Raw genomic sequence first — 21,629 nt, 5'->3', positions numbered from 1 at the left:
CGTACCGCGTCATGAACTACGTACGAGCGGTGGCCGGCGGCCCGTGCGGCCGGCGGGCCACCGAACAGGCGAAGGAGTTGGGGACCATGACAGGCTTTGATGCCGTTCCTGACGAACTGCGCGGGACCGCGGGACGGATCGGTGAGACCGCGGGGGGCGCGGCGAACCTGGTCTGGCAGGGCCCGAGCGGTAACTACGGGAACGACGCGGTGCAACAGGCGTGGCAGCTCTACATCGAGAGCATGCGCAAGCACTTCGAGACGCTGAAGGGCAAGGCCGACGAACTGGGAGGCCAGCTCGGCTCGGCCGCCGCCCAGTACCTCGAATCCGATGACGACACGCGCTCGTCGCTGGACACACTGGGGAACGCGGTCGAGAGCGCGGCGGGCGGTATCGCCGCCGGTGGAGCCGTGGGCGGCGCGGTCGGCGGTGCGGTCGGCGGGATCGCAGGCGGCCTCGGCGGTGCGGTCGGCGGTGCCGCCGCGGGCGGCATCAGCGCCGTTCTCGACGGCGGTGCGGGTAGTGAGGGACAGGAGCGGTGATGGCGGAACTGGGGCAGACCGACGATCCGAAGGCGCTCGTTCCGGGTGAACCCGAGGTGATCTCGTCCGATCTCGGTTCGTTGGTCGATCCGATCAACGTCGCCGACGACATCGGTTCGACCCTCGGCACGATCGACCCGGCAGGCTGGGTCGGCGATGCGGCGACGAGTTTCCGTTCGGTCTTCGCGGAGGAGCCGCCCAAGTGGGGGCAGGCTGCGGAAGCCGTCGGCCAGGGCGGCGAGCAGCTGGCGAACTACGCCGACATCCTGAACTGGGGGCAGGGTGAGGCGCAGCGCGCGATCGAGCTGTACCACCAGGCGCGGGCTGCCAGCAGGGCGGCGAAGGCCCAGTACGACGCGCAGCGCGCGCTGGGCCCGATGATGGACGGCCCGATGACGCCGTTCGAGGACCCGGGCGCGCCCGCCATGGCGGAGGCGCAGCAGATCCTCGACGCCGCGCGGAAGGCCGTGGCCGCGGAGGGCGGCATCGCGGCCATGGCGCTCGGCATGACCCACGACGAGGAGGGCCGGTTCCAGCACGGGTTCGGCGAGCAGGAGTTCGGAGCCGAGAACCGGCAGACGCAGCGGCGGTTCAACCCGGAGACCGGCCAGTGGGAGGACGTCGACCCGGGCGGCTGGCAGACCGACGAGAACGGCAACCGCAGCTACCAGAACACGGTCGGCGACGAACCGGCCGACAAGCTCATGCACGACGGCGCCAGGGAGCTGTTCGACAGCCTGGGCATCGACCTCCCCGGCCCCGGCATGCTCGGCATCGACCCGGTGCGCCACGAGGTCGGTGACGACGTCGAGGTCGCGGGCGGCGAGTTCGATGTGGGCGCCGAGTACGGCGACATGTCGGCCGGTGCATCCGGCTCGGGTTCGGTGCTCGGCGCCGGAGCAGGCGCGTACGCCGAGGTCACCGAGGACGGTTTCGCCGCCGGTGCGAACGCCGAGGCCTACCTGGCCAAGGGCGAGGTGGAAGGTGAGTTCGACACCGGGATGGGCGTGTCGGGCAGCGGCAGCGCCAGCGGTTTCGTGGGCGGCGACGCCAACGCCGAGGCGAGCGTCGACGCGCTCGGGGCACAGGCCAGTGCCGAGGCGTTCGTCGGTGCCAGGGGCGATGTCGAGGGCGAGATGAACTTCGGCGACCACGCCAGCGTGTCGGCCAGTGGTGAGGCCATGGCGGGTGCCGAGGCCTCCGCCGACGCCAGCGTCGGTCTCACCGGCGCCGACGTCAGTGCCGAGGCGTTCGCCGGTGCCAAGGCCAGCGGTGACGTCGGTGGTGAGGTCGCCGGTGTCGGCGCAGGTGTCAACGGCGAGGCATGGGCCGGTGTCGGCGCCTCCGCCGACGCCCAGTTCGGTATGGGTGACGACGGCAAGTTCCACATCGGCGCATCCGCCGGCGCCGCGCTCGGGGTGGGTGGCAAGGTCGGTTTCGACGTGTCGGTCGACCCGGGTGGGGTCGTCGACGCGGCGACCAGTGCCGGCGAGGCCGTGAGCGGCGCGGGCCAGGCCGTGGGCGACGCGGTCGGCGGCGCCAAGGACAAGGCAGGCGATGCGATCAGTAGCGTGGGCAATGCACTCGGCTTCTGAGTGCGGTGACCGCCCGTCGACGAGGAAGAAGGCGTGAGCATGGCAACGACGATCCCGGTGCCGATCGAGTTCTCCCTGCCGGAGGGCTGGGTCTCGGTGTCGCCGGACGAGATCGGTACGCCGAACGCGGCGTTCGTGGCGTTGCGGCCCGACACGGGCGGGGACGGCTTCACCGCGAACATCACGATCACCGGCGAAGTGCGGGACGGCGACGTGCAACTGTCCGATGTGGCCGCCGAGGCGGCCGAGCGGTTGCGCGGCGGTGCGTACGAGGTCAAGGTCGGCAACACGCAGGCCACGGGTACCGCCGAGAACCCGGTGTACACGCAGCCGCTGCGGATTGACGCCGACGTGGCCGGTCGCCGCCGGTATCTGGTGCAGTATCAGGTGTTCATGGGATTCACCGACACGGCCGATCCGACGCGTCGTGCGGTGATCGAGATCGTGCTCAGCTCCACACCGGAGACGTTCCAATCGGTGTTCGCCGATTTCGAGGAGTTCCTCGGCACGATCCGTCCCGATCAGGGCGGTGCCGGCAGCGGCTCCGGAACCACGGGAGGTTCGGCATGAACGAGACGGCCAAGCATCTGGTGCAGCGCATCCAGGCGGTCGACGACGCGGCGGCCGCGAACCGCAACCGGGCCGAGACCTACAAGGCCATGACCGAACAGTTGGCCGAGGTCACCGGCACGGCGAGCTCGCAGGACGGGATGGTGACGGTCGAGGCCGGACCGGACGGCACGGTCGAGCGGGTCACGTTCTCGGACGCGGTGCGCAGTGGCGTGGACCCGGCGGAGCTGTCCGCCAGGGTGCAACACACGATCGCGCTGGCGCGGGTGGCCGCCACCCGCGCGCAGGCCGAGGTGGTGCAGCGCGGTCTCGGCTCCAGCGACCTGCTGGACAAGGTGCTTGAGGAGGACAAGAAGCTGTTCGGCGACTCGCAACCGGTCGATCCGGGGCCGGATCCGCTCGGGGGCGGGTCGGCCCGCAGGCGGGGCGGGCGCGAACAGCTCAGCGACGACGAAGCCTTCGAGAGTTTCCGCGTGTTGCGGCGGAGCTGAGAACCCATGGACGAAACCGGGTGGCCGGGCAGCCGGCGCACCCGGTTTCGTGCGTCTGCCGACCGTGCGATGTGGAGGGTGTGACGAATGAGTGTGGGCGGGATCCTCGCGATCGTGTTCGGTGGCGTACTGCTGCTCGCCGCCGGGGTGATCGCGCTGATCGTCCTGGTGCGGCGCGCGGGCAAGGCCCGTGCGGCCATGTCGACGTCGGAGGCTCGGGCCGCGGTCCAGGCGAGAGGCTGGACCTTCGCCGAACGGGACGACTCGTACGTGCCGCTCTACGATCGGCAGTACGACCGCACGGGATGGGCCGAACCGTTCCACCGACCGCCGCGCGCGACGGGGGCGACGGACGTCATCACGGGCACGCATCGGGGCAGGCCGTTCGTCGCTGCCACGTTCCAGACCGTGCACGACGGGAAGCATCGGCCGGAACGTGCGATCTGGGTCGCCGCTCCCGCGCCGCACCCGATGCTGAGTGCGACGCGGATCGTCGGGCCACAGAACACGATCAATCGCACGATCGGTATGGGCGGCGTGCAGCTCGGCGACGAGGAGGTCGACCGGAGCTTCGAGGTGCATTGCGACGACGAGGCGTTCGCGCGCGCGGTGTTCGGCCCGGAGCTGAAGGCGCTGCTACTGCACGATTCGCGCTCGTTCCGGGGCTTCGTGCTGCGTGGGGAGTATCTCGACGTGTTCGACCCGGTCAGTGATCACCGCGATCCCGAGGAGCTCGTCGCGGCTCTGGAGTTGCGCTGCGACATGCTCGACCGGATCCCGGTCTGGCCGCGCGGCTGACGTCCGAGCCCTTCGATCCTGCCCGCGACGGTGCCGTGGCGGCCGGACGCCGGTGGTTCGTCGCCGCGGTGGTTGTCGCCGTTCGTGCCGGTTCGCGGCCGGGCGGGGCACCGGTCGCTGTGGTCTAATGCCGTCCATGGTGGATAGTCGAGGCGCGTCCGACGCGGCGGGCAGCTGATGGCTTTCGGATCCGTGCGTCGTGTTCCGGCCACCACGGCGTCGACACGGGAGCTCCCGTGAGTGTGTCGCCGGTCGCGTCGTCCCTGCAGCGTTGTTCTTCACGGCGTTCCTGATCAGCTTTCTGCGTGATCGGCGCAAACTGCGCAACGGGGTGTATCTGTTCCTCGCGTTGGCGTCCCTCGCCGTGGCGATGCTGCTGGTGGTGGGCACGGTCTCGGAGGGCGCGGCACGGGTGCTGCTGGTGATCGGGGTGCTGCTGATCCCGTTGTCGGTGCTGGCGTTCGGGGTTTTCCTGATCGCCAGCGGCGTGACGATGCTCCGCCGAGAGGGACGGCGACTGGCGAACCTGGTGTCGCTACTGGCCGGGATCGGCATCGTGGCCTACGTCCCGGCCCAAGTTCTCGTCGGCCTGATCGACTGGAAGCCGCTGACGGTGACGGCCACGGCGGTGACGGGCGTGTTGTTCTACGTGTCGTTCCTGTTCGTGTGTTTCCTGCTGTACTCGGTGGTCTACGGCCGGATCTCCTCCCGGCGTCCCGTCGACTACGTCGTGGTGCTGGGGGCGGGGCTGCTGGACGGACGGCGGGTGCCGCCGCTACTGGCGAGCAGGCTCGGTCGCGGCCGTGAGGTGTTCGACGAACAACGTGCTCGCGGCGGCGACCCGATGCTCGTCACCTCGGGCGGGCAGGGACCGGACGAACAGGTCCCGGAGGCCCACGCCATGCGCGACCACCTCGTCTGCCGCGGCGTGCCCGCCGACCGGGTGCTCGTGGAGGATCGTTCCACGACGACGTGGGAGAACCTGACGTTCAGCGCCGAACTCATGCGGGCCCGCAAGGCCGATCACCGGTGTGTCGTCGTGACCAACAACTTCCACGTCCTGCGGGCCGCGCTGCTCGCGCGGAAGGCGAAGATCGACGGGCAGGTCGTCGGTGCTCCGACGGCGTGGTACTTCTGGTCCAGCGCGGTCGTCCGCGAGTTCATCGCGGTGCTGGTGGCGCACCGCGTGTTCAACGGCGTGGTGTGCGGCCTGATCGTCCTGTCGCAGGTGCTGGGCGCGCTGTAGGCGGGTTCGAGGCAGCACGCTGTGGCTCCGTCGGGCACCCACGTTGGGAGCCCTCGGGCCGCGTCGGCGACCGACGGCGCCGCGCGTGGCCGCCCTCGGGTTCCGCCCACGCAGGTGAGTTGTTATGTGAAACGCTGTACGGTGACCGCTATGAGGCGGACGTCTTTCGCGAACTGGCCGTGTTCGATCGCCCGGACGATGGATCTGCTGGGCGACGCGTGGACCCCCCTGGTGTTGCGGGAGGCCTTCTACGGGATCCGTCGTTTCGACGACTTCCAGGAATCGCTGGGCATTGCGCGTAACACGCTGACCGATCGGTTACGGCGGCTGGTGGACGAGGGCCTGCTGGAAAAGCAGGCCTACCAGCATGTTCCGGTGCGGTACGACTACGTGTTGACCGAGAAGGGACGCGACTTCTACGGCGTGCTCGCTGCGATGAACCGTTGGGGCGATCGTTGGCTGGCGGGGGAGAAGGGGGTGCCCGTGGTCCTGCACCACGATCGGTGTGGCCACGACACCCAGCCCGAGATCGTGTGCGGGGCGTGCAAGGAGCCGCTGCGCGCGGAGGAAACCAGTAATCGGATGGGCCCGGGGTACCCGGCGGCGCTCGCCGAACGACCGGATGTGCAGCGGCGTTTCGCGGAGTGAGGCCGCAACCGGAGGAGCGGGATGCGGGTCCGCTCGGTGGCCGTTTCCGGCCGGCCGAAATGTTCCCGGCCGGCCGAGCGCTTGACGCGTTAGTTCAAATAAGCAACTCTGCTGGTCGGGAATTGTTGTGACGTGGGCCGAGGGGAAGAGGTCGGACGACTATGGAATGGACCGGCGCGCGGTACGAGGACATGCCGACGGTGCAGGTGGAGACCCGGATCAACGCTTCGCCGGAGCGGGTGTGGACGCTCGTGTCCGACATAGAGCTGATGCCCGAGTTGAGCCCGGAGCTTCAGTCGGTGGAGTGGCAGCACGGGGTCACCGGGCCCGCCCTCGGGGCGCAGTTCATCGGGCGCAACGAGCACGACGCGCTGGGCAAGTGGAGCACGACCTCGCACATCGTGGACCTCGACCCGCCGAGGACCTTCGGCTGGGCGGTGGAGGATCCGGACAACCCCACCGCGACCTGGCGGTTCACGGTCGTGCCCGACGGTGACGGCACGCTGTTGCGGCAGTGGATGCAGCTGGGTCCTGCGCGTTCGGGGCTGTCGCTGGCGATCGATCGGATGCCCGACAAGGAGCAGAAGATCGTGTTCGTCCGGCTGCGGGAGTTCGAGACCAACATGACGGCCGCGGTCGAGGCGATCAAGAAGCTGGTGGAGGACACCGGGCAGGTGGACCGCTGATGCGGACGGCGACCACGATCGAAGGGTCGGGCGGTTCGTGGCAGGAGCTGGTCGAGTACGTGGTGGAGGCCGAGAAGCTCGGGCTGGACATCTGCTGGGTGGCCGAGGCGTGGGGTTCCGACGCGCCGTCCCCGCTCGGATATCTGGCGGCGCGCACGGATCGGATGTTGCTGGGTTCGGGGGTCATGCAGGTGGGCACCAGGACGCCGGTGGGCATCGCGCAGGCGGCGATCACGCTGTCGCAGCTGTCCCAGGGGCGCTTCCTGCTCGGGCTGGGGTCGTCGGGTCCGCAGGTGATCGAAGGACTGCACGGCGTGCCGTTCGCGCGCCCGTTGGCGCGCATGCGGGAGACCGTCGAGGTGATCCACCGGGTGCTGGCCGGGGAGAAGATTTCCTTCGAAGGGCGGCACGTCGCGATCCCGCTACCGGGCGGGGAGGGAAAGCCCATGCGGCTCTCGACGCGCGCGGAGCACGAGATCCCGATCTACCTGGCCACGTTGTCACCGGCCATGCTCACACTGACCGGCGAGATCGCGGACGGCTGGCTGGGCACCAGTTTCGTACCCGAAGGTGCCGCCGACGCATACTTCGCACATTTGGACGCCGGACTTGCCGAAGCCGGGCGTTCTCGTGCGGAGCTGGACATCTGCCAGGGCGCGGAGGTGGCGTTCGCCGACGATGAGGACGACTTGCGCGAGATGCTGGGTGAGCGGAAGAAGAAGCTCGCGTTCAGCCTGGGCGGCATGGGCTCGGCGAAGACCAACTTCTACTACAACGCCTACGGCCGGCAGGGCTGGGCCGATACCGCCGCAGAGATCCGGCAGCTGTGGCAGTCCGGGGACCGCGACGGCGCTGCCGAGCTCGTCACCGACGAGATGGTGCTGGGAACGACACTGATCGGCACCCGGGACATGGTCCGTGACCGACTGCGGGTGTGGCGGGACGCCGGTGTGGACACCGTGCGGTTCTATCCCGCGGGCGACTCGCTCGAAGACCGATTGGACACGTTGGCCAACGCCATCGAGCTGGCGCGCGGCCTGGACTGAACCGCCTGGACGCTCGGGCACCGGACGCCCGGGCACTCACCGGGGTGACCCGCGGCAGCGGAGTTTCCACTGCTTCCGCGCTGGTGGCCCGGTGGTGTGTGTCCTTCGTCATGTTGATCGAACTGCGGGCTCCGGATGAAGTGGACGGATCGCGTGTCGATCCGAGGTCGCGCGGCGGCCCGCTGCCGGTGGAAGTCGGTGGATGTCGGTGGAAGGAGTCCAGGTGGTCCTGCACGAGCGTCTCGAGCCCGTTTACGCGAACGTGGTGGAGCGCAACCGCGGTGAGGACGAGTTCCACCAGGCGGTCCGCGAGGTGCTGGAGAGCATCGGACCGGTCGTCGACCGGTACCCCGAGTACGCCGACCAGAGGATCATCGAACGGATCTGCGAACCGGAACGCCAGGTCACCTTCCGGGTGCCGTGGGAGGACGACCACGGCGAGGTGCACATCAACCGCGGCTTCCGTGTCGAGTTCAACAGCGCCCTCGGCCCGTACAAGGGCGGTCTGCGTTTCCACCCCTCGGTCTATCAGGGCATCGTCAAGTTCCTCGGTTTCGAGCAGATCTTCAAGAACGCCCTCACCGGACTGCCGATCGGCGGCGGCAAGGGTGGTGCGGACTTCGACCCCAAGGGCCGCTCCGACCGGGAGATCATGCGGTTCTGCCAGAGCTTCATGACCGAGCTGCACCGGCACATCGGCGCCGACACCGATGTGCCCGCCGGCGACATCGGCGTCGGCGGCAGGGAGATCGGCTACCTGTTCGGCCAGTACAAGCGCATCACGAACCGGTACGAATCGGGGGTGCTGACCGGTAAACACCTCTCGTTCGGCGGTGCCCGTGTCCGCACGGAGGCCACCGGTTACGGCTGCGCGTACTTCGTGCGGGAGATGCTGGCCGCCCGCGGACGCTCGTTCGACGGGATGCAGGTCGTGGTCTCGGGCTCGGGCAACGTCGCCTGTTACGCCATGGAGAAGGTGCACCAGCTCGGCGGCGTCGTCGTCGCCTGTTCCGACTCCTCCGGTTACGTCTACGACGAGAACGGGATCGACGTCGAACTGGTCAAACGGCTCAAAGAGGTCGAGCGGACACGGATCGGCGACTACGTCGAGCGCCGGCAGGCCGCGAAGTTCGTCGCCGACCGCAGCATCTGGGAGGTGCCGTGCCAGGTGGCGCTTCCCTCCGCGACGCAGAACGAGCTCGACGCGACGGACGCGGCTCAGCTGATCGCGAACGGGTGTATCGCGGTCGGTGAAGGTGCGAACATGCCGGCGACTCCGGACGCGGTCCGGATGTTCCAGGAAGCCGGCGTCGCGTTCGGGCCGGGCAAGGCGGCGAACGCGGCCGGGGTGGCTACCTCGGCGCTCGAGATGCAGCAGAACGCCTCGCGCGACAGCTGGAGCTTCGAGTTCACCGAGCAGCGGCTCGAACAGATCATGAAGGACATCCACGCCCGCTGCTACACCACCGCCGACGAGTACGGCATGCCCGGAAACTACGTCGCCGGAGCCAACATCAACGGTTTCACCAACGTCGCGGACGCGATGCTGCGACTCGGCATCATCTGAGGAGCCGGTCAGCGGCCGAAGCCGGAGCCGCGGCCTGCTCTTGCTTCGACGGCCTCCCGGAATGGCCCATCGAACGGGAACGTTCCGCAGCGTCAGACAGGTCGAGGGGCGTGCACACGTGTTCCTGACGATCGCGTCCCCGCTCCGGCATCGCTGGTCGAGGGCACCACGACGGTGGGCGCGGCACCGGCCCGCGGTCGGTCGAGACAGGCCCGGTGGGCCCCTCGATCTCGTCGGCCCGTCCGCTGACGACCACCTCGTGGCGCCAGGTCGGTCAGTACGGGTGACCATGGTCCGCCGCCACCGGTGAGCAGCGGTGTGGGTCGCCCTGTCGTGCGCCTGCTCCTACTCTGACCCGGTGACTTCGATGGCAATGTTGCCCGAGCCCGCTCCGGCCACGCGAGAACTCGCCCGGCGACTGCTCGCACGGGCGCCCGAGCTGGCGAACCTGTTGCGCGACACGATCGTGCAGAACGACGACGTGTACGCGACCACGGACCGGGTAGCGCCCGAGGAGCTGCTCCGCTCGTGCCGGGACAACATGCTGCGTTCGTTACAGTCCCTGTCCGGCCAGGTGCCGGACGGCGACGATCTGTTCGACGCCGCACGGCTGACGGCGCGGCGCCGGGCTGACGCCGGCTTCCCACTCGAGTCGCTGTTGCACGCATTCCGGCTCGGTACCGAGGTGCTGTGGGCGGCGTTGCTGGACGAGGCCAGGACCTCCGCGCCCGACGCCCTCGGAGAGTTGTTGGACGGCGCCGTACAGGTGATGCAGCTGATGGACGTCATGTCGTTGGCCACCGCCACCGAGTACCGGGCGCGCCAGTCGGCTGCGCAGCGGCGGGACTCCGAACGGCGACAGGCGGTGCTGGAAGGCCTGTTGGACGGTCGCGGCGGCGATCCGCTGGTCGCCGACGAAGCGAACCGGGTGCTCGGGCTCACGTCCACCACCCGGCTGGCCGTTGTGGTGGTCGGCCACGCAGGGCCGTCCACCTCGCCGTCCCACTCACCCGCTGATGCGCTGACCGCGTTGGGTTTCGCCTCGCAGTGGCAACTCCGGGCCGACCGGGAGGTCGGGCTGGTGGAGCTTGGGTCGGCCCCGTTGTCACGCCTGGTAGGTCAGCTCGGCCGGGTCGTGGAGGGCAAGGCGGGCGTCTCGCCGGCGTTCACCGGCCTCACCGAGTCGGCGTCGGCATACCGATTGGCGGAGCTCGCGTTGGACACGGTTCCCGAGGGTCGCGCCATGGTCGCAGCGTTCGAGGACCGGCTGCCGGAGGCGTTGCTGGCTGCGAACCGTCCGATCGCGGACCGGATCCAGGAGCACGCGCTGGGACAGCTGCTCGTACTCGACCCGGACAAGCGGGATCTGTTGCTGCGGACGCTGGACTGTTGGTTTCGGCGGGACGGGGCCGCTACCGAGGTCGGCGACGAGTTGAACTGTCATCGCAACACCGTGTTGCAGAGGCTGGCCAGGATCGAGGCACTCACGGGCCGGTCACTGCGCGACCACCGCGATCAACTGTTGCTGCGGTTGGCCGTGCTGGACCGATGAGGCCGCGGCGGCCGGGCAGCGTCACGACCGTCGTAGAGGTACGCCGGTCGGTGTGGAGCGGGTCCGGGCGGGTGCCATGACTGCGCCTCGACGGTGACCTGATCGCCGTTGAGCGTGAACGTGGAGGTGGGCACGACTCGCCTCCGCAGGGCTTCTGCAGGGGTGCTGGTGGGCAGACCGACGGTGGACAGGCGTCGAAGTCGACAGGGAAGCGGCGAGGCCGCTCGCCGGTGGACCTGCGGTACCAGGCGACAGTGGACGTGATCGTCGACATCCTGTGCGGATGCCGCCGAGGTCGACGTCGGTTGTGCCGTCGCACAGGTTCGGTCGCGTGGCGGCCGGCTGAGTCGCCCGATCGTATGGCGATGTGTGCACGCGCACACCAGGGCGGCGTTCAAGTGTGTGCGGAGCGCCGATGCAGTGGCGGGCCGAGTTGACCACGGTGTAGGAGGCCCGACGCTGTGCCCAGGAGGTTCCATGAACACAGATCCGCACGATCGGCGTACCTTTCTCGCCCGGATCGGCTTGCTGGGTGCCGTAGCCGGCGCCGGCGCGCTGTTGCCGGGAGCCGTGGCCTCGCCCGGTGCCCGAGCCGCGTCCGGTGCCCGAGCCGCGTCCGATCCGCTGCTCGGGCTGGTGAACACGGCACTGGCCGAACTGGCCAGAGACACCCTCAACGGGTTGGCCGTGTTCGTGGTACCCGGCCCGGATGCCTACTCGGCGGCCCAGGGGACGCGTCGCGATGAGCCGGGCGCCATGGAGGCGAACACCCCGGACTTCCTGATCGAATCGCTCGACAACTACGTCCCCGTTCCTGATCAGCTGGCCGGTCCGTTGGCCAGCGCGTTGGCCAACGGACTGGCAGATGTGGACGTGCCGCTGCCCGATGGGCTGCGCCCGCTGCCGACCGGCGAGCTGCTCGATCTGGACCAGGCTGTCCGCACGTTGCTGCGCAACGACGAGACCGTGCCGTTGTCGTTGGTGATCGCCTTGTTGCTGAACAGCCTCGCCACCCTGGTCAATCCGGCGGCGGTCGGCGGCGCGTTCCTCTCGCCGTTCGCGCGACTGTCGTTCGCGGAGAAGGCCGAGGCATTCCGAATGATGGAAGAACCCGCCGCAGGTCTGGTGTCGGCGATCGACGACGAGCTGTCCGGACCACTCCAGGGAACGGCATCCGGGCTGTTGGAGTTCATCGCGGGCGCGCTGCTGGAGTTCTCCGCGTTCGGCACCTACTGCGAGTCGTCGACGTTCGACCCGGCGAGCCTGAGCGTGACGAGCACCCCGGTGGGATGGCGATTGAGCGGCTACGACCCGGGCGTGATCGCCGGCTGGGACGAATTCCAGGGCTACTACCAGGGACGCAAGGAAGTGAGTGCACGCTGATGCGCGACGTCATCGTTATCGGAGCCGGCGGCGGCGGGGCCGTCGTCGCAAAGGAGCTCGCCGCGCACGGCCTGGATGTGCTGGTCGTCGAGGGTGGACCCCGGCACGCTCATCCCCGACAGGAATGGAGCCGGCTGGAAAACGACGCGAACAACCCGCTCACCGGCTATCTTCGGGTCGGCCAGGCGGACCGCAGCAAACCGGCGGCGTACCGGGAGTTGCCACAGAACTCGTTCCTCTGGCAGGTGTCCGGGGTCGGCGGCACGACACAGCACTACTTCGGAAACAGTCCGCGCGCCTATCCCGGTGTCTTCGCCGGTTACCAAGGGCCGGACACCGACATGTACGACGTCCAACATCGATTCCCGTTCTCCTACAGCGACTTCGTGCCGTACTACGAATGGGCCGAGGCGACCCTGCCGGTGCATACCGCGCCGGTCGGGACCAAGGAGAGCGTCTACCTCCGCGGCTGCGAAACGCTCGGACTTCCGGTGCAGGACACGAAGACCACACTCGGTCCGTCCTACCGTCCGCAGGAGAACGCCATCCTCCCGCCGGGCGGCCGCGCCGGGCTGACCACCGATCCCGCTGAACTGCGGCACCCGACCTCGACCGGCTGCACGTTCTGTGGACATTGCTTTCAGGGCTGCGCGGCCCCGATCGACGCTCCGCGGAACCTGTTCGCGAAGCGCTCCACCGACAACAGCTACATTCCGATGGCACTCACGGCCGATGCGTGGTCCCCCGGTGGGAAGCCGATCACACTGGTGACCGATGCGACGGTCACCAAGGTCCGCACCGAGCGGGACGTCGTCAGGGGAGTGACCTGGCAGGACAACGCGACCGGCGAGGTGAGCTCGGAGGACGCAGCCGTCGTGGTGATGTGCGGCGGCGCGGTGGAGACTCCGCGGTTGTGGTTCAACAGCGAGCTGCCCAACCCCAACGACTGGGTCGGCCGCGGCTTCACCGATCACTACCTGGACTGGACCTTCGGTCTGTTCGACTCCGACGTCGGCTCGTCCAAGGGGCCCTCTTCCGCTGCCCGCACCGACTACCCCGGCTACGGCATGAACATGAACGTCGGCCTGATGCCCGGCATCGAGGCGTTCGCGATGACCTTCTCCGACAGCGGAATCCGCGGCCACTACACCAACGGCCGCGGCCTCACCGGTCCGTGGGACGGCGAGACGGGCCGGCTCGTGGGACCGGAACTCAAGGATGTCCTGATGCACGGCCTCGACCGCATCCTCAACGTGGTCAGCATCGTCGACGACGACGTCACGGCTGACAACCGTGTCACTCTCTCCGCCCTGCCCGCCGACGAGAACGGAGCCGTGCCGAAGGTGCGGTTCGTCAATCGGGGACGCAGCAAGCGCAGCGTTCGCAATCGCGAGTTCCTCGCGCACCGGGCCGCCGAGTTGTTGCGTGGTGCCGGCGCCACGAAGGTCTACCGGATGGATTGGCCTGCGTTGCCGCTGCACACACACTCCACCATGCGCATGGGGCACTCGGAAGCTGACTCGGTGGTTGACCAGACCGGTGAGACACGCGCGGTGAAACGACTGTTCATCGCCGACAACTCGGCGCTGTCCAACGCGGCCGGGGGACCGAACCCGACACTCACCACGCAGGCACTGGCCACCCGCACCTCCGAGCACATCTTCCAGCGCTACTTCGGAGGGGACCCGTGGGTCCGCTCACAGGCCCCCACCGTCTCGACGGATGGTCGAGTGACCCGTCGACTGAGTGAGCTCGGCTTGTGAGGCAGGCGAGGACGGGGTCGGCAGACATTCGCCACGCCGATCACCGTTCGCCTACCTCCGCGGCGACGAGGCCGAAGGAACCGCGGCCAGCTGCCCCGACATCAGTGGCGAAAAAAGCGCCCTACGCTCGCGAGGTCGCCGCCACCACCGCCGCGTGCACTGTGTCGTGAGGCGAGTATGGACAATGGTGCTATGACGAGGTGGTGGGAAGACCGAACGTCGAGGGTGGACAACGACGGCTCGACGACCGCGCGCCGACGGCGACCGGAGCACGGCCGCTTCGCCGGTGAGTTCCTCCGCCACCCGATGCGTGCCGGTGCCGTCATGGCGACGGCGACGGACTGTGTAGCCGGTTTCCTCGACGAGGTCCCCCTGGCCGGTGCCCGTACGGTGGTCGAGCTCGGCGCGGGGTCCGGTGCGATCACCGCGGAACTCGCGGGGCGGTTGCCGGACTCGTCGCGATTGCTGGCTGTGGAGGTCAGTCCGGCATTGACGGCTCAGCTGCGGACCCGCTGTCCGGAGGTGGACGTGGCCTGTGCGTCGGCGTTCGACCTGCCGGATCTGGTACGGGCGCGCGGCCTGCTACCGGTGGATCTCATCGTGTGTTCGGTGCCCTGGACGGTGATGGGGGAGCAGCGGGACCGCTTCCTGGGCGCCGCGCGTGAGACGCTGGCCGACGGTGGGACGTTCAGTACGTTGCTGGTCGCGCATCGTGCTCGGGAACGCGGCGTGGCTGCGACATGGGTCGGGCGGCATTTCTCGGACGTCAAGGCGGGACGGGTGCTGTGGGGGAATCTTCCGCCGCTGCGTGCGCTGCATTCCAGCACCCGCCGACACGACGGCAACCGGACTCCCGTGCGGTAGCGACTGTTCGGACACCGGCAAGCCGGACACGGCAACGACGGACACCAGCAACGAAAAACCCCCATCCCGGTTGCCCGGGATGGGGGTTGAAGTGGTGCGCGATACTGGGATCGAACCAGTGACCTCTACCGTGTCAAGGTAGCGCTCTCCCGCTGAGCTAATCGCGCGAGGCGGCGGCGGGAATCGAACCCGCGTACAGGGCTTTGCAGGCCCTTGCCTGAACCACTCGGCCACGCCGCCGCGGTTGTGAATCAGGCTCGCACCCGATTCAACTGCGGGTAGCCGCCGCAGTCGAGCGGACGACGGGACTCGAACCCGCGACCCTCACCTTGGCAAGGTGATGCGCTACCAGCTGCGCTACGTCCGCATTTTCCGGCTGGGAAGTAACTCTCCGTGGAGGGCTGTTTCCCCGGGGTGTTCCCCGCTGCCGTGGTGTGTGAAGAACTCTACTGGACGCCCACACGGTCGTTTGCACGGGGGTCACTTTGTGTCGCCGCCGGGCGGTGTGGGCGCCGTGATCAGCCAAGATCGTTGGGGATCAGCCGCGTGAGGGCCTCGTCCACGTCGACCCAGAGGTGCTCGTTGCCCGGCAGGACGACGTCGTAGGTCCGGTCGAGGAAGTCGGCGAGCTCCTCGGCCGAGGATTCGAACATCGCGTGCCCGGACGGCGAGGTCAGTTCGATGAGGACCGACTCGGGGTCCTCGGTCGACGGCCGGATGTGGACGTCGCCGTCGCCCGCGTCCGCGAGCAGCCCGTCGGCGATGAGGTCTCGCGCGAAGACCCACTCGACCCAGCCCGCGCGTCCCGTGCGGAATGCGGCGACGACGGCGTAGGGGTCGCGCGTGTCGTAGCGCAGCTCCACCTTCACCGGAACGGGAGGCGTTTTCGGTGCCAGCAGGTCGAAGACCGCGTTGGACCGGAGCGTCACGTGATCGTTTCGCATGGTCGTACCCTTCTGCTCCCTTCCCGGCCGGTTCGGCCGAGGCTTGACGGTGAGACGCAGCCGAAGCCCAATTCGCTCGCCGTAATCGCCGAGACCACTCGGACGAGTTAAGCCGTGTTGTGCGCGTCACTTCCGGTCGAACCCCGACCGCGCTCCGGCGGCCGTACGGCACGTGTGTGGCACATGCGCCGCCCATACTGGCGGGTTTGCCTCGCCGGCGGTAGGACTCGACTCGCCCGTGTTGTCCACGACATACCCGGTCATCGTCGGCCAGGTGTCCATAACGGCCGTCGTATCCAGCCGCTTCTACGGAGTGTTTCCGCATGTATGCGCACCGTGCGGACTCAAGGACCACCCGTTTGTCGGTCCTCGAGCGGTGTCCGCTACAGTTGTTCGCACAACAGCACAGAGCGCGAGACGCACGGAGTGCGCAACTCCAAGCGTGAAACTCCAAGCGCGATTAGCTCAGCGGAAGAGCGCTTCGTTCACACCGAAGAGGTCACTGGTTCGATCCCAGTATCGCGCACCGCACATACGGCGCACCTGCCCAGGCAGGTGCGCCGTTGTCGTATGCCCGGGGTTCGGCGGAGGGCTGACGCGTCGGGCGGGCTACCGCTCGTCGGTTCCCTTCGCTGATTGTTGCGTTTTCAACGATGCGCCTGCCGAGTTCCCGTCGTCGACCGAACGTGATGTGCGGCATAGGCGCAACGGGAAGTGGTCAAGGGTTCAACTATGTTGTCGTGGATGGAAGCGGCGCCGAAGGGCGTCGCTCGATCACCCGACGACGAATGGGGAGAACCTCGATGACGACCAGCGCGACCACGCAGGCCCTCGAGCTGTCCGCCGACGCGCAGGATCTGCTGTTCCGCGACGCGCGTACGGCCAACACGTTCAGCTCCGAGCCCGTGACCGACGAGCAGCTGCGTGCGATCTACGACCTCGTGAAGTGGGCGCCGACGTCCATGAACAATCAGCCCCTTCGCGCGCTCGTCGTCCGCAGTGACGAGGGCAGGCAGCGGCTGCTCAAGCACATGGCCGACGGCAACCGCCCCAAGACCGAGGCCGCCCCGGTCACCGTCGTGCTCGCCGCCGACGCGGACTTCCACGAGAACCTGCCCGCCGTGTTCCCGCACGCACCGGGCGTCAAGGACCTGTTCAACGATCCTGACGGCCGCGAGCCGGTGGCGAGGCTGAACGCCTCCCTGCAGGTCGGCTACTTCATCCTCGGTGTCCGCGCGGCCGGCCTCGCGGCGGGCCCGATGACCGGGTTCGACGGCGCCGGGGTCGACGCCGAGTTCTTCGCCGACAAGCCGTGGAAGTCGCTCGTTGTGGTGAACATCGGCAAGCCCGGCGAGAACGCCTGGCAGGAGCGGCTGCCGCGGCTCGGTTACGACGAGGTCGTCGCCGAGGCCTGAGCCTCACGCCGACCCGGCGGGCGGCGAACCGGCGGCTGGGGCCCGGTGGCTAGCATTGACACGGCAAGTACCTGTGTTAATGCGTCGCAAGGAGTTCACCGTGTCCCAGCCGTCGTTCGCCGCCTCCGAAGCCACCGAACGCGTGGTGGTGCCGGCGGGCACTACGGCGGGCTCCGCGGTGCGCGAGGCGGGCCTGCCGAGCAAGGGGCCCGACGCCGTGATCGTCGTGCGTGACGCCGACGGCGCGTTGCATGACCTGGCCTGGGCACCCGACGGCGACGTCGAGGTCGAGCCGGTCGCGGCCAGTACCGAGGACGGCCGGAGCGTCATCCGCCACTCGGCAGCGCACGTGCTGGCCCAGGCCGTGCAGCAGCAGTTCCCGGAGGCCAAGCTCGGCATCGGCCCGCCGGTCAAGGACGGCTTCTACTACGACTTCGCCGTCGACACTCCGTTCACGCCGGAGGACCTGCAGGCGCTCGAGAAGCGCATGAAGCAGATCGTCAAGGGTTCGCAGCAGTTTTCCCGTCGTGTCGTCGGGTCGATCGACGACGCGAAGGCCGAGCTCGCCGACGAGCCGTTCAAGCTCGAACTCGTCGACCTGAAGTCCGACAAGGACACAGTGGATACCGACGAGGTCATGGAGGTCGGCGGCGGCGAGCTGACGATCTACGACAACCTGGATCCGCGCAGCAAGGAACGCGTCTGGGGTGATCTCTGCCGCGGTCCGCACGTGCCCACGACGAAGTTCATCCCGGCGTTCAAACTCACCCGCAGCGCGGCCGCGTACTGGCGCGGCGACGAGAAGAACCAGCAGCTGCAGCGGATCTACGGCACCGCATGGGAATCGACGGAGGCGCAGGACGAGTACCTCGAGCGGATGGCCGAGGCCGAACGGCGCGACCACCGCAAGCTGGGCGCCGAGCTCGACCTGTTCTCGTTCCCCGAGGAGATCGGCTCCGGCCTGCCGGTGTTCCATCCGAAGGGCGGCATCATCCGGCGGGAGCTGGAGAACTACTCGCGCCGCCGCCACGAGGAGGCGGGCTACGAGTTCGTCAACACCCCGCACATCACCAAGAGCGACCTGTTCGAGACGTCGGGGCATCTGCCGTACTACGCCGACACGATGTTCCCGCCGCTGAAGTTCGACGACGAGGACTACTACCTCAAGGCGATGAACTGCCCCATGCACAACCTCGTCTACCGCTCCCGCGGGCGCTCGTACCGCGAGCTGCCGCTGCGGTTGTTCGAGTTCGGCACGGTGTATCGCTACGAGAAGTCCGGTGTGGTGCACGGCCTCACGCGCGTGCGCGGGCTGACGATGGACGATTCGCACATCTACTGCACCAAGGAGCAGATGCCGGGGGAGCTGCGGTCGCTGCTGCGGTTCGTGCTGGACCTGCTCGCGGATTACGGCCTGTCGGACTTCTACCTCGAGCTGTCCACGCGTGGCGACTCGGACAAGTTCATCGGTGAGGACTGGGAATGGGAGGAGGCCACCGCGACGCTGCGGGAAGCCGCCGAGGAGTCCGGCCTCGAATTGGTTCCCGACCCGGGTGGCGCCGCGTTCTACGGTCCCAAGATCTCGGTTCAGGCCAAGGACGCCATCGGGCGCACGTGGCAGATGTCGACCATCCAGCTGGACTTCAACCAGAACAAGCGGTTCGGGCTCGAGTACACCGCACCGGACGGCAGCAGGCAGCGCCCGATCATGATCCACCGTGCGCTGTTCGGCTCGATCGAGCGGTTCTTCGGTGTGCTCACCGAGCACTACGCGGGTGCCTTCCCGGCGTGGCTGTCGCCGGTGCAGGTCATGGGCATCCCGATCGCCGACGAGCACGTCGAGCACCTGCGCGGGGTCGAGAAGGCGTTGCGTGCCAAGGGGATCCGGGTCGACGTCGACACGAGCGACGACCGGATGCAGAAGAAGATCCGTAACCACACCACGCAGAAGGTGCCGTTCCTGGTGCTGGCCGGCGGTAAGGACGTCGACGCGGGCGCCGTGTCGTTCCGGTTCCGTGACGGGAGTCAGATCAACGGGGTTCCGGTGGACCGCGCGGTGCAGGCGATCGACGACTGGATCACCCGGCGCGAGAACGCCTCGCCGACGGCCGAGGCGCTGGAGGCTCTTGTTGGCCGGTGACGCGGCCGGTGGGCACGGCGCGGGTGCCGGCGGCTCCGGGGAACCCGCGCTCGAAGGCCAGGACGGTGTCGGGGTCCGGGACGAACTGCAACGTCTCTGGACCCCGCACCGGATGGCCTACATCCAGGGCGAGAACAAGCCGTCGGGTGACGAGGTCGACGGCTGTCCGTTCTGCCGCATCGTCGGGACCGACGACGAGGACGCGCTCATCCTCGCGCGCGGCTCGGTCGTGTACGCGGTGCTGAACCTGTACCCGTACAACCCGGGGCACCTCATGGTCGTGCCGTACCGGCACGTCGCCGACTACACCGAGCTCACCGCCGACGAGACGCGCGAGCTCGCGGAGTTCACCCAGCACGCCATGAGGGTCATCCGGACGGTCTCGGCCGCCCACGGGTTCAACATCGGCATGAATCAGGGCGTGATCGCGGGAGCCGGTATCGCCGCGCACCTGCATCAGCACGTCGTGCCGCGATGGGGCGGGGACTCCAACTTCATGCCGGTCGTCGGCCAGACGAAGGTGCTGCCGCAGCTGCTCGGCCAGACCCGGCAGTTGCTCGCCGACGCCTGGTGACCGGGCCGCACGCGACGACGCCGCGGGGCGGGGGCTCGCGTGAGACGTGCGCGAGACGGCAGTCGCGCGTCGTCGGCTGTGGGGGACGGGGGAACTCGTCTGCCTGAGTGCAGGACACGCGGGGCTGAGTGCAGGACACGCGCGAGGATGCAGCCGCGCGTCAGCGTGCCGGTGAAGGGTGGCGGCCGGGCGACGGGTGGGCGCAGGCCATGCGCGAGAAGGGCTCGCCTTCCCGGGGATCGGGAGCAGGCGAGCCCTTCTCGTTCGGCCGTACCGGGCAGGCGGGTGCCACGCGGGCGGCTGCCGCCGTCGCTCGGTTGTCGGTGCTCAGTTGTCGAGGACGGCCTCGATGTCGAGTTCGATCCTGACCTTGTCGGCGACGACGGCGGTCGGGAACTGCGACGCCACGTCGAAGTCGGTGCGGTTGATCTCGGTCTTCGCCTCGATGCCGACGACCTTGCTGCCCTCGGTCATGCCGTCGCCGAACCCGCCGAGTTCCGCCTCGAGCGAGACCGGCTTGGTCACGCCGTGCAGCGTCAACTCGCCGTCGATGACGTAGCCGTCACCGGTGGCTCGGATTCCGGTGGAGCGGAACGACAGCGTGGGGAAGCGCTCGACGTCGAGGAACTCGTCGCTCTTGACGTGGGCGTCGCGCTGGTCGTTCTTCGTGTGGATGCTGCCGGCCTGGATCCTGGCCTCGACGGAGGAATCGGTGATGTCGTCCCCGGTCACGATCGTGCCCTCGAAGTTCGTGAACTGGCCGCGGACCTTGGAAACACCGAGGTGCCGGGTGATGAACGTGACCTCGGAGTGCACGGGGTCGATGGTCCAGGTGCCCTTGGTGTAGCCGGGGATCTGCGTTGCTGCGCTCATGAGTGGTGTCCTCCACACGTGTTGTCTGTTCGTCTGCCTGCGGCGCCCTGTCCGCTGCGGACGCCGTGTCGCGGGCCCGCGTTCGGCGGGGCAGGTCGCTCGCGCCCCTTCGGCTTCCTCGGTATCCGCACTCTCAGTACCACGGATTCGCGGTGCCGGCCCGGATTCGAAAGCTCTTTGTTGAGCGCTCAACTACAACTGTAACGCATGTTGGTTGAGGGTTCAACCAGAGTATGATGGTGGGTATGGACGAAGCGCGACAGCACGAACCGCGATGGCTGAGCGACGACGAGCAGGGCGTGTGGCGCGCCTTCCGGCAGGCCGTCGGCATGCTCAACGCGCACACGGAGACCCAGCTCCAGCACGACGCGGGGATGCCGCAGGCCTACTACGAAGTGCTGGTCGAACTCTCCGAATCGCCGGATCAGGTGATGCGGATGAGTGACCTCGCCATCGCCACGCGTTCGTCCCGCAGCCGCCTTTCCCACGCCGTCGCGAAGATGGAGGCCAAGGGCTGGGTGCGCAGGGAGGCGTGCCCGACCGACAAGCGCGGGGCCTTCGCCCACCTGACGCCCGCCGGGTTCGAGGCCATCAAGGCCGCGGCGCCGGGCCACGTCGAGGCGGTTCGCGCCGCGGTGTTCGACCAGCTGACCGCGGAACAGGTGCGCATGCTCGGTGAGATCAGCGAGGCGATCCGGGACGGCCTCCGGCCGCGCTGTCCCGAGGTGGAACGACGCCTCTCCGCCGAGGACGGGGACCCGGCGGCCGAAGACGGTGACGGGGACGACACCGGCAGGGCTGCATAGGTCCGGACCAGCGTCCCCACGGGCGTCGCGGCCGCCGCACGGGTGGCCGTTCCGGCGGCCGGCGCGGGAAGTCGATAGGGTTTCCGGCGGTGCGCCAGTTCGCCGGGGGTCACCCGACCATGTGAC

At 68.6% G+C, this 21,629-nt stretch carries 20 protein-coding genes and 4 tRNA genes; 19 read left to right on the top strand and 5 right to left on the bottom strand.

Annotated elements, in window-relative coordinates:
• Positions 1-86: 86 nt before the first annotated feature.
• The 14 genes from LY40_RS01075 (at position 87) to LY40_RS01010 (ending at position 14,751) form a co-directional block, all read left to right on the top strand.
• A complete protein-coding gene (locus LY40_RS01075) occupies positions 87-542 on the top strand; it encodes a hypothetical protein (protein ID WP_258935643.1) in 456 nt (151 codons plus the stop codon).
• Complete coding sequence (locus LY40_RS01070) at positions 542-2,137, top strand: putative T7SS-secreted protein (RefSeq protein ID WP_183786517.1); 1,596 nt, start codon at positions 542-544, stop codon at positions 2,135-2,137. Before LY40_RS01075 ends, LY40_RS01070 begins: the two co-directional genes overlap by 1 nt.
• Before the next feature lie 39 nt (positions 2,138-2,176).
• Positions 2,177-2,707, top strand: a complete 531-nt coding sequence (locus tag LY40_RS01065) for a hypothetical protein (protein WP_258935642.1) — start codon at positions 2,177-2,179, stop codon at positions 2,705-2,707.
• Positions 2,704-3,198, top strand: coding sequence for a YbaB/EbfC family nucleoid-associated protein (locus LY40_RS01060; protein ID WP_258935641.1), 495 nt, complete (start codon positions 2,704-2,706; stop codon positions 3,196-3,198). The genes LY40_RS01065 and LY40_RS01060 overlap by 4 nt, the downstream gene beginning before the upstream one ends.
• A gap of 87 nt (positions 3,199-3,285) precedes the next feature.
• Positions 3,286-3,996 carry a hypothetical protein gene (locus LY40_RS01055; protein WP_258935640.1) on the top strand — a complete coding sequence of 237 codons (711 nt, stop codon included), beginning with the start codon at positions 3,286-3,288 and terminating at the stop codon, positions 3,994-3,996.
• Between the two features lie 271 nt (positions 3,997-4,267).
• Positions 4,268-5,242: a YdcF family protein gene (locus tag LY40_RS01050; RefSeq protein ID WP_258935639.1), complete on the top strand. Its 975-nt coding sequence runs from the start codon at positions 4,268-4,270 to the stop codon at positions 5,240-5,242.
• Between the two features lie 150 nt (positions 5,243-5,392).
• Positions 5,393-5,890 (top strand): winged helix-turn-helix transcriptional regulator, encoded by a 498-nt coding sequence (locus tag LY40_RS01045; protein WP_258935638.1) that lies wholly within the window; start codon positions 5,393-5,395, stop codon positions 5,888-5,890.
• 161 nt (positions 5,891-6,051) lie between these two features.
• The gene (locus LY40_RS01040) at positions 6,052-6,576 is read left to right on the top strand and encodes an SRPBCC family protein (RefSeq protein WP_258935637.1); all 525 of its coding nucleotides are present in this window, start codon (positions 6,052-6,054) and stop codon (positions 6,574-6,576) included.
• The gene (locus tag LY40_RS01035) at positions 6,576-7,622 is read left to right on the top strand and encodes an LLM class flavin-dependent oxidoreductase (RefSeq protein ID WP_258935636.1); all 1,047 of its coding nucleotides are present in this window, start codon (positions 6,576-6,578) and stop codon (positions 7,620-7,622) included. Before LY40_RS01040 ends, LY40_RS01035 begins: the two co-directional genes overlap by 1 nt.
• A 223-nt stretch (positions 7,623-7,845) precedes the next feature.
• Positions 7,846-9,189, top strand: coding sequence for an NADP-specific glutamate dehydrogenase (gdhA, locus tag LY40_RS01030; RefSeq protein ID WP_258935635.1), 1,344 nt, complete (start codon positions 7,846-7,848; stop codon positions 9,187-9,189).
• A gap of 367 nt (positions 9,190-9,556) precedes the next feature.
• A complete protein-coding gene (locus LY40_RS01025) occupies positions 9,557-10,741 on the top strand; it encodes a PucR family transcriptional regulator (protein ID WP_258935673.1) in 1,185 nt (394 codons plus the stop codon).
• Between the two features lie 477 nt (positions 10,742-11,218).
• On the top strand, positions 11,219-12,124 hold the full coding sequence (locus LY40_RS01020) for a hypothetical protein (protein WP_258935634.1): 906 nt from the start codon (positions 11,219-11,221) through the stop codon (positions 12,122-12,124).
• Positions 12,124-13,887, top strand: a complete 1,764-nt coding sequence (locus tag LY40_RS01015; RefSeq protein WP_183786508.1) for a GMC family oxidoreductase N-terminal domain-containing protein — start codon at positions 12,124-12,126, stop codon at positions 13,885-13,887. The genes LY40_RS01020 and LY40_RS01015 overlap by 1 nt, the downstream gene beginning before the upstream one ends.
• A 192-nt stretch (positions 13,888-14,079) precedes the next feature.
• On the top strand, positions 14,080-14,751 hold the full coding sequence (locus LY40_RS01010) for a class I SAM-dependent methyltransferase (RefSeq protein ID WP_183786507.1): 672 nt from the start codon (positions 14,080-14,082) through the stop codon (positions 14,749-14,751).
• A gap of 92 nt (positions 14,752-14,843) precedes the next feature.
• Here LY40_RS01010 and LY40_RS01005 read toward each other — a convergent pair.
• From LY40_RS01005 to LY40_RS00990, 4 genes are all read right to left on the bottom strand, one after another.
• Positions 14,844-14,918, bottom strand: a tRNA-Val gene (locus LY40_RS01005).
• A 1-nt stretch (position 14,919) separates the two neighbouring features.
• Positions 14,920-14,991: transfer RNA gene (locus tag LY40_RS01000), tRNA-Cys, on the bottom strand.
• A gap of 54 nt (positions 14,992-15,045) precedes the next feature.
• Positions 15,046-15,118: transfer RNA gene (locus LY40_RS00995), tRNA-Gly, on the bottom strand.
• Between the two features lie 151 nt (positions 15,119-15,269).
• The gene (locus LY40_RS00990; RefSeq protein WP_258935633.1) at positions 15,270-15,695 is read right to left on the bottom strand and encodes an SsgA family sporulation/cell division regulator; all 426 of its coding nucleotides are present in this window, start codon (positions 15,693-15,695) and stop codon (positions 15,270-15,272) included.
• Positions 15,696-16,149: 454 nt separating this feature from the next.
• Between LY40_RS00990 and LY40_RS00985 the strand changes: the two genes are divergently transcribed.
• The 4 genes from LY40_RS00985 to LY40_RS00970 all read left to right on the top strand — a co-directional run bounded on the left by LY40_RS00985 (position 16,150) and on the right by LY40_RS00970 (position 19,824).
• Positions 16,150-16,221: transfer RNA gene (locus LY40_RS00985), tRNA-Val, on the top strand.
• Between the two features lie 277 nt (positions 16,222-16,498).
• Positions 16,499-17,110 carry a malonic semialdehyde reductase gene (locus LY40_RS00980; RefSeq protein WP_258935632.1) on the top strand — a complete coding sequence of 204 codons (612 nt, stop codon included), beginning with the start codon at positions 16,499-16,501 and terminating at the stop codon, positions 17,108-17,110.
• A 100-nt stretch (positions 17,111-17,210) separates the two neighbouring features.
• Entirely contained in the window at positions 17,211-19,250 is a 2,040-nt protein-coding gene (thrS, locus tag LY40_RS00975) for a threonine--tRNA ligase (RefSeq protein WP_258935631.1), read from the top strand.
• On the top strand, positions 19,240-19,824 hold the full coding sequence (locus LY40_RS00970; protein WP_372497792.1) for an HIT family protein: 585 nt from the start codon (positions 19,240-19,242) through the stop codon (positions 19,822-19,824). Before thrS ends, LY40_RS00970 begins: the two co-directional genes overlap by 11 nt.
• Before the next feature lie 327 nt (positions 19,825-20,151).
• Here LY40_RS00970 and LY40_RS00965 read toward each other — a convergent pair whose 3' ends face one another.
• Positions 20,152-20,697: a YceI family protein gene (locus LY40_RS00965; RefSeq protein ID WP_258935630.1), complete on the bottom strand. Its 546-nt coding sequence runs from the start codon at positions 20,695-20,697 to the stop codon at positions 20,152-20,154.
• Between the two features lie 236 nt (positions 20,698-20,933).
• On the opposite strand from LY40_RS00965, the gene LY40_RS00960 reads away from it, so the two are divergent.
• Positions 20,934-21,503 carry a MarR family winged helix-turn-helix transcriptional regulator gene (locus tag LY40_RS00960; protein ID WP_258935671.1) on the top strand — a complete coding sequence of 190 codons (570 nt, stop codon included), beginning with the start codon at positions 20,934-20,936 and terminating at the stop codon, positions 21,501-21,503.
• Positions 21,504-21,629 lie beyond the last annotated feature (126 nt).

Origin of the sequence: Prauserella salsuginis (assembly GCF_024648885.1) — a bacterium.
In the GTDB taxonomy this organism is placed as follows: domain Bacteria; phylum Actinomycetota; class Actinomycetes; order Mycobacteriales; family Pseudonocardiaceae; genus Prauserella; species Prauserella salsuginis.
This window is presented reverse-complemented; position numbering and strand designations above follow the sequence as displayed.

What these genes read in the sequence shown, in the direction of transcription:
- LY40_RS01075 (WP_258935643.1), top strand. Translation starts at nt 87, where the DNA reads ATGACAGGCTTTGATGCCGTTCCTGACGAACTGCGCGGGACCGCGGGA.
- LY40_RS01045 (WP_258935638.1), top strand. Translation starts at nt 5,393, where the DNA reads ATGAGGCGGACGTCTTTCGCGAACTGGCCGTGTTCGATCGCCCGGACG.
- LY40_RS01055 (WP_258935640.1), top strand. Translation starts at nt 3,286, where the DNA reads ATGAGTGTGGGCGGGATCCTCGCGATCGTGTTCGGTGGCGTACTGCTG.
- LY40_RS01060 (WP_258935641.1), top strand. Translation starts at nt 2,704, where the DNA reads ATGAACGAGACGGCCAAGCATCTGGTGCAGCGCATCCAGGCGGTCGAC.
- LY40_RS01010 (WP_183786507.1), top strand. Translation starts at nt 14,080, where the DNA reads ATGACGAGGTGGTGGGAAGACCGAACGTCGAGGGTGGACAACGACGGC.
- LY40_RS01015 (WP_183786508.1), top strand. Translation starts at nt 12,124, where the DNA reads ATGCGCGACGTCATCGTTATCGGAGCCGGCGGCGGCGGGGCCGTCGTC.
- LY40_RS00960 (WP_258935671.1), top strand. Translation starts at nt 20,934, where the DNA reads ATGGTGGGTATGGACGAAGCGCGACAGCACGAACCGCGATGGCTGAGC.
- LY40_RS01040 (WP_258935637.1), top strand. Translation starts at nt 6,052, where the DNA reads ATGGAATGGACCGGCGCGCGGTACGAGGACATGCCGACGGTGCAGGTG.
- LY40_RS01020 (WP_258935634.1), top strand. Translation starts at nt 11,219, where the DNA reads ATGAACACAGATCCGCACGATCGGCGTACCTTTCTCGCCCGGATCGGC.
- LY40_RS00990 (WP_258935633.1), bottom strand. Translation starts at nt 15,695, where the DNA reads ATGCGAAACGATCACGTGACGCTCCGGTCCAACGCGGTCTTCGACCTG.
- LY40_RS01025 (WP_258935673.1), top strand. Translation starts at nt 9,557, where the DNA reads ATGGCAATGTTGCCCGAGCCCGCTCCGGCCACGCGAGAACTCGCCCGG.
- LY40_RS01035 (WP_258935636.1), top strand. Translation starts at nt 6,576, where the DNA reads ATGCGGACGGCGACCACGATCGAAGGGTCGGGCGGTTCGTGGCAGGAG.
- LY40_RS00965 (WP_258935630.1), bottom strand. Translation starts at nt 20,697, where the DNA reads ATGAGCGCAGCAACGCAGATCCCCGGCTACACCAAGGGCACCTGGACC.
- LY40_RS01070 (WP_183786517.1), top strand. Translation starts at nt 542, where the DNA reads ATGGCGGAACTGGGGCAGACCGACGATCCGAAGGCGCTCGTTCCGGGT.
- LY40_RS00980 (WP_258935632.1), top strand. Translation starts at nt 16,499, where the DNA reads ATGACGACCAGCGCGACCACGCAGGCCCTCGAGCTGTCCGCCGACGCG.
- LY40_RS01065 (WP_258935642.1), top strand. Translation starts at nt 2,177, where the DNA reads ATGGCAACGACGATCCCGGTGCCGATCGAGTTCTCCCTGCCGGAGGGC.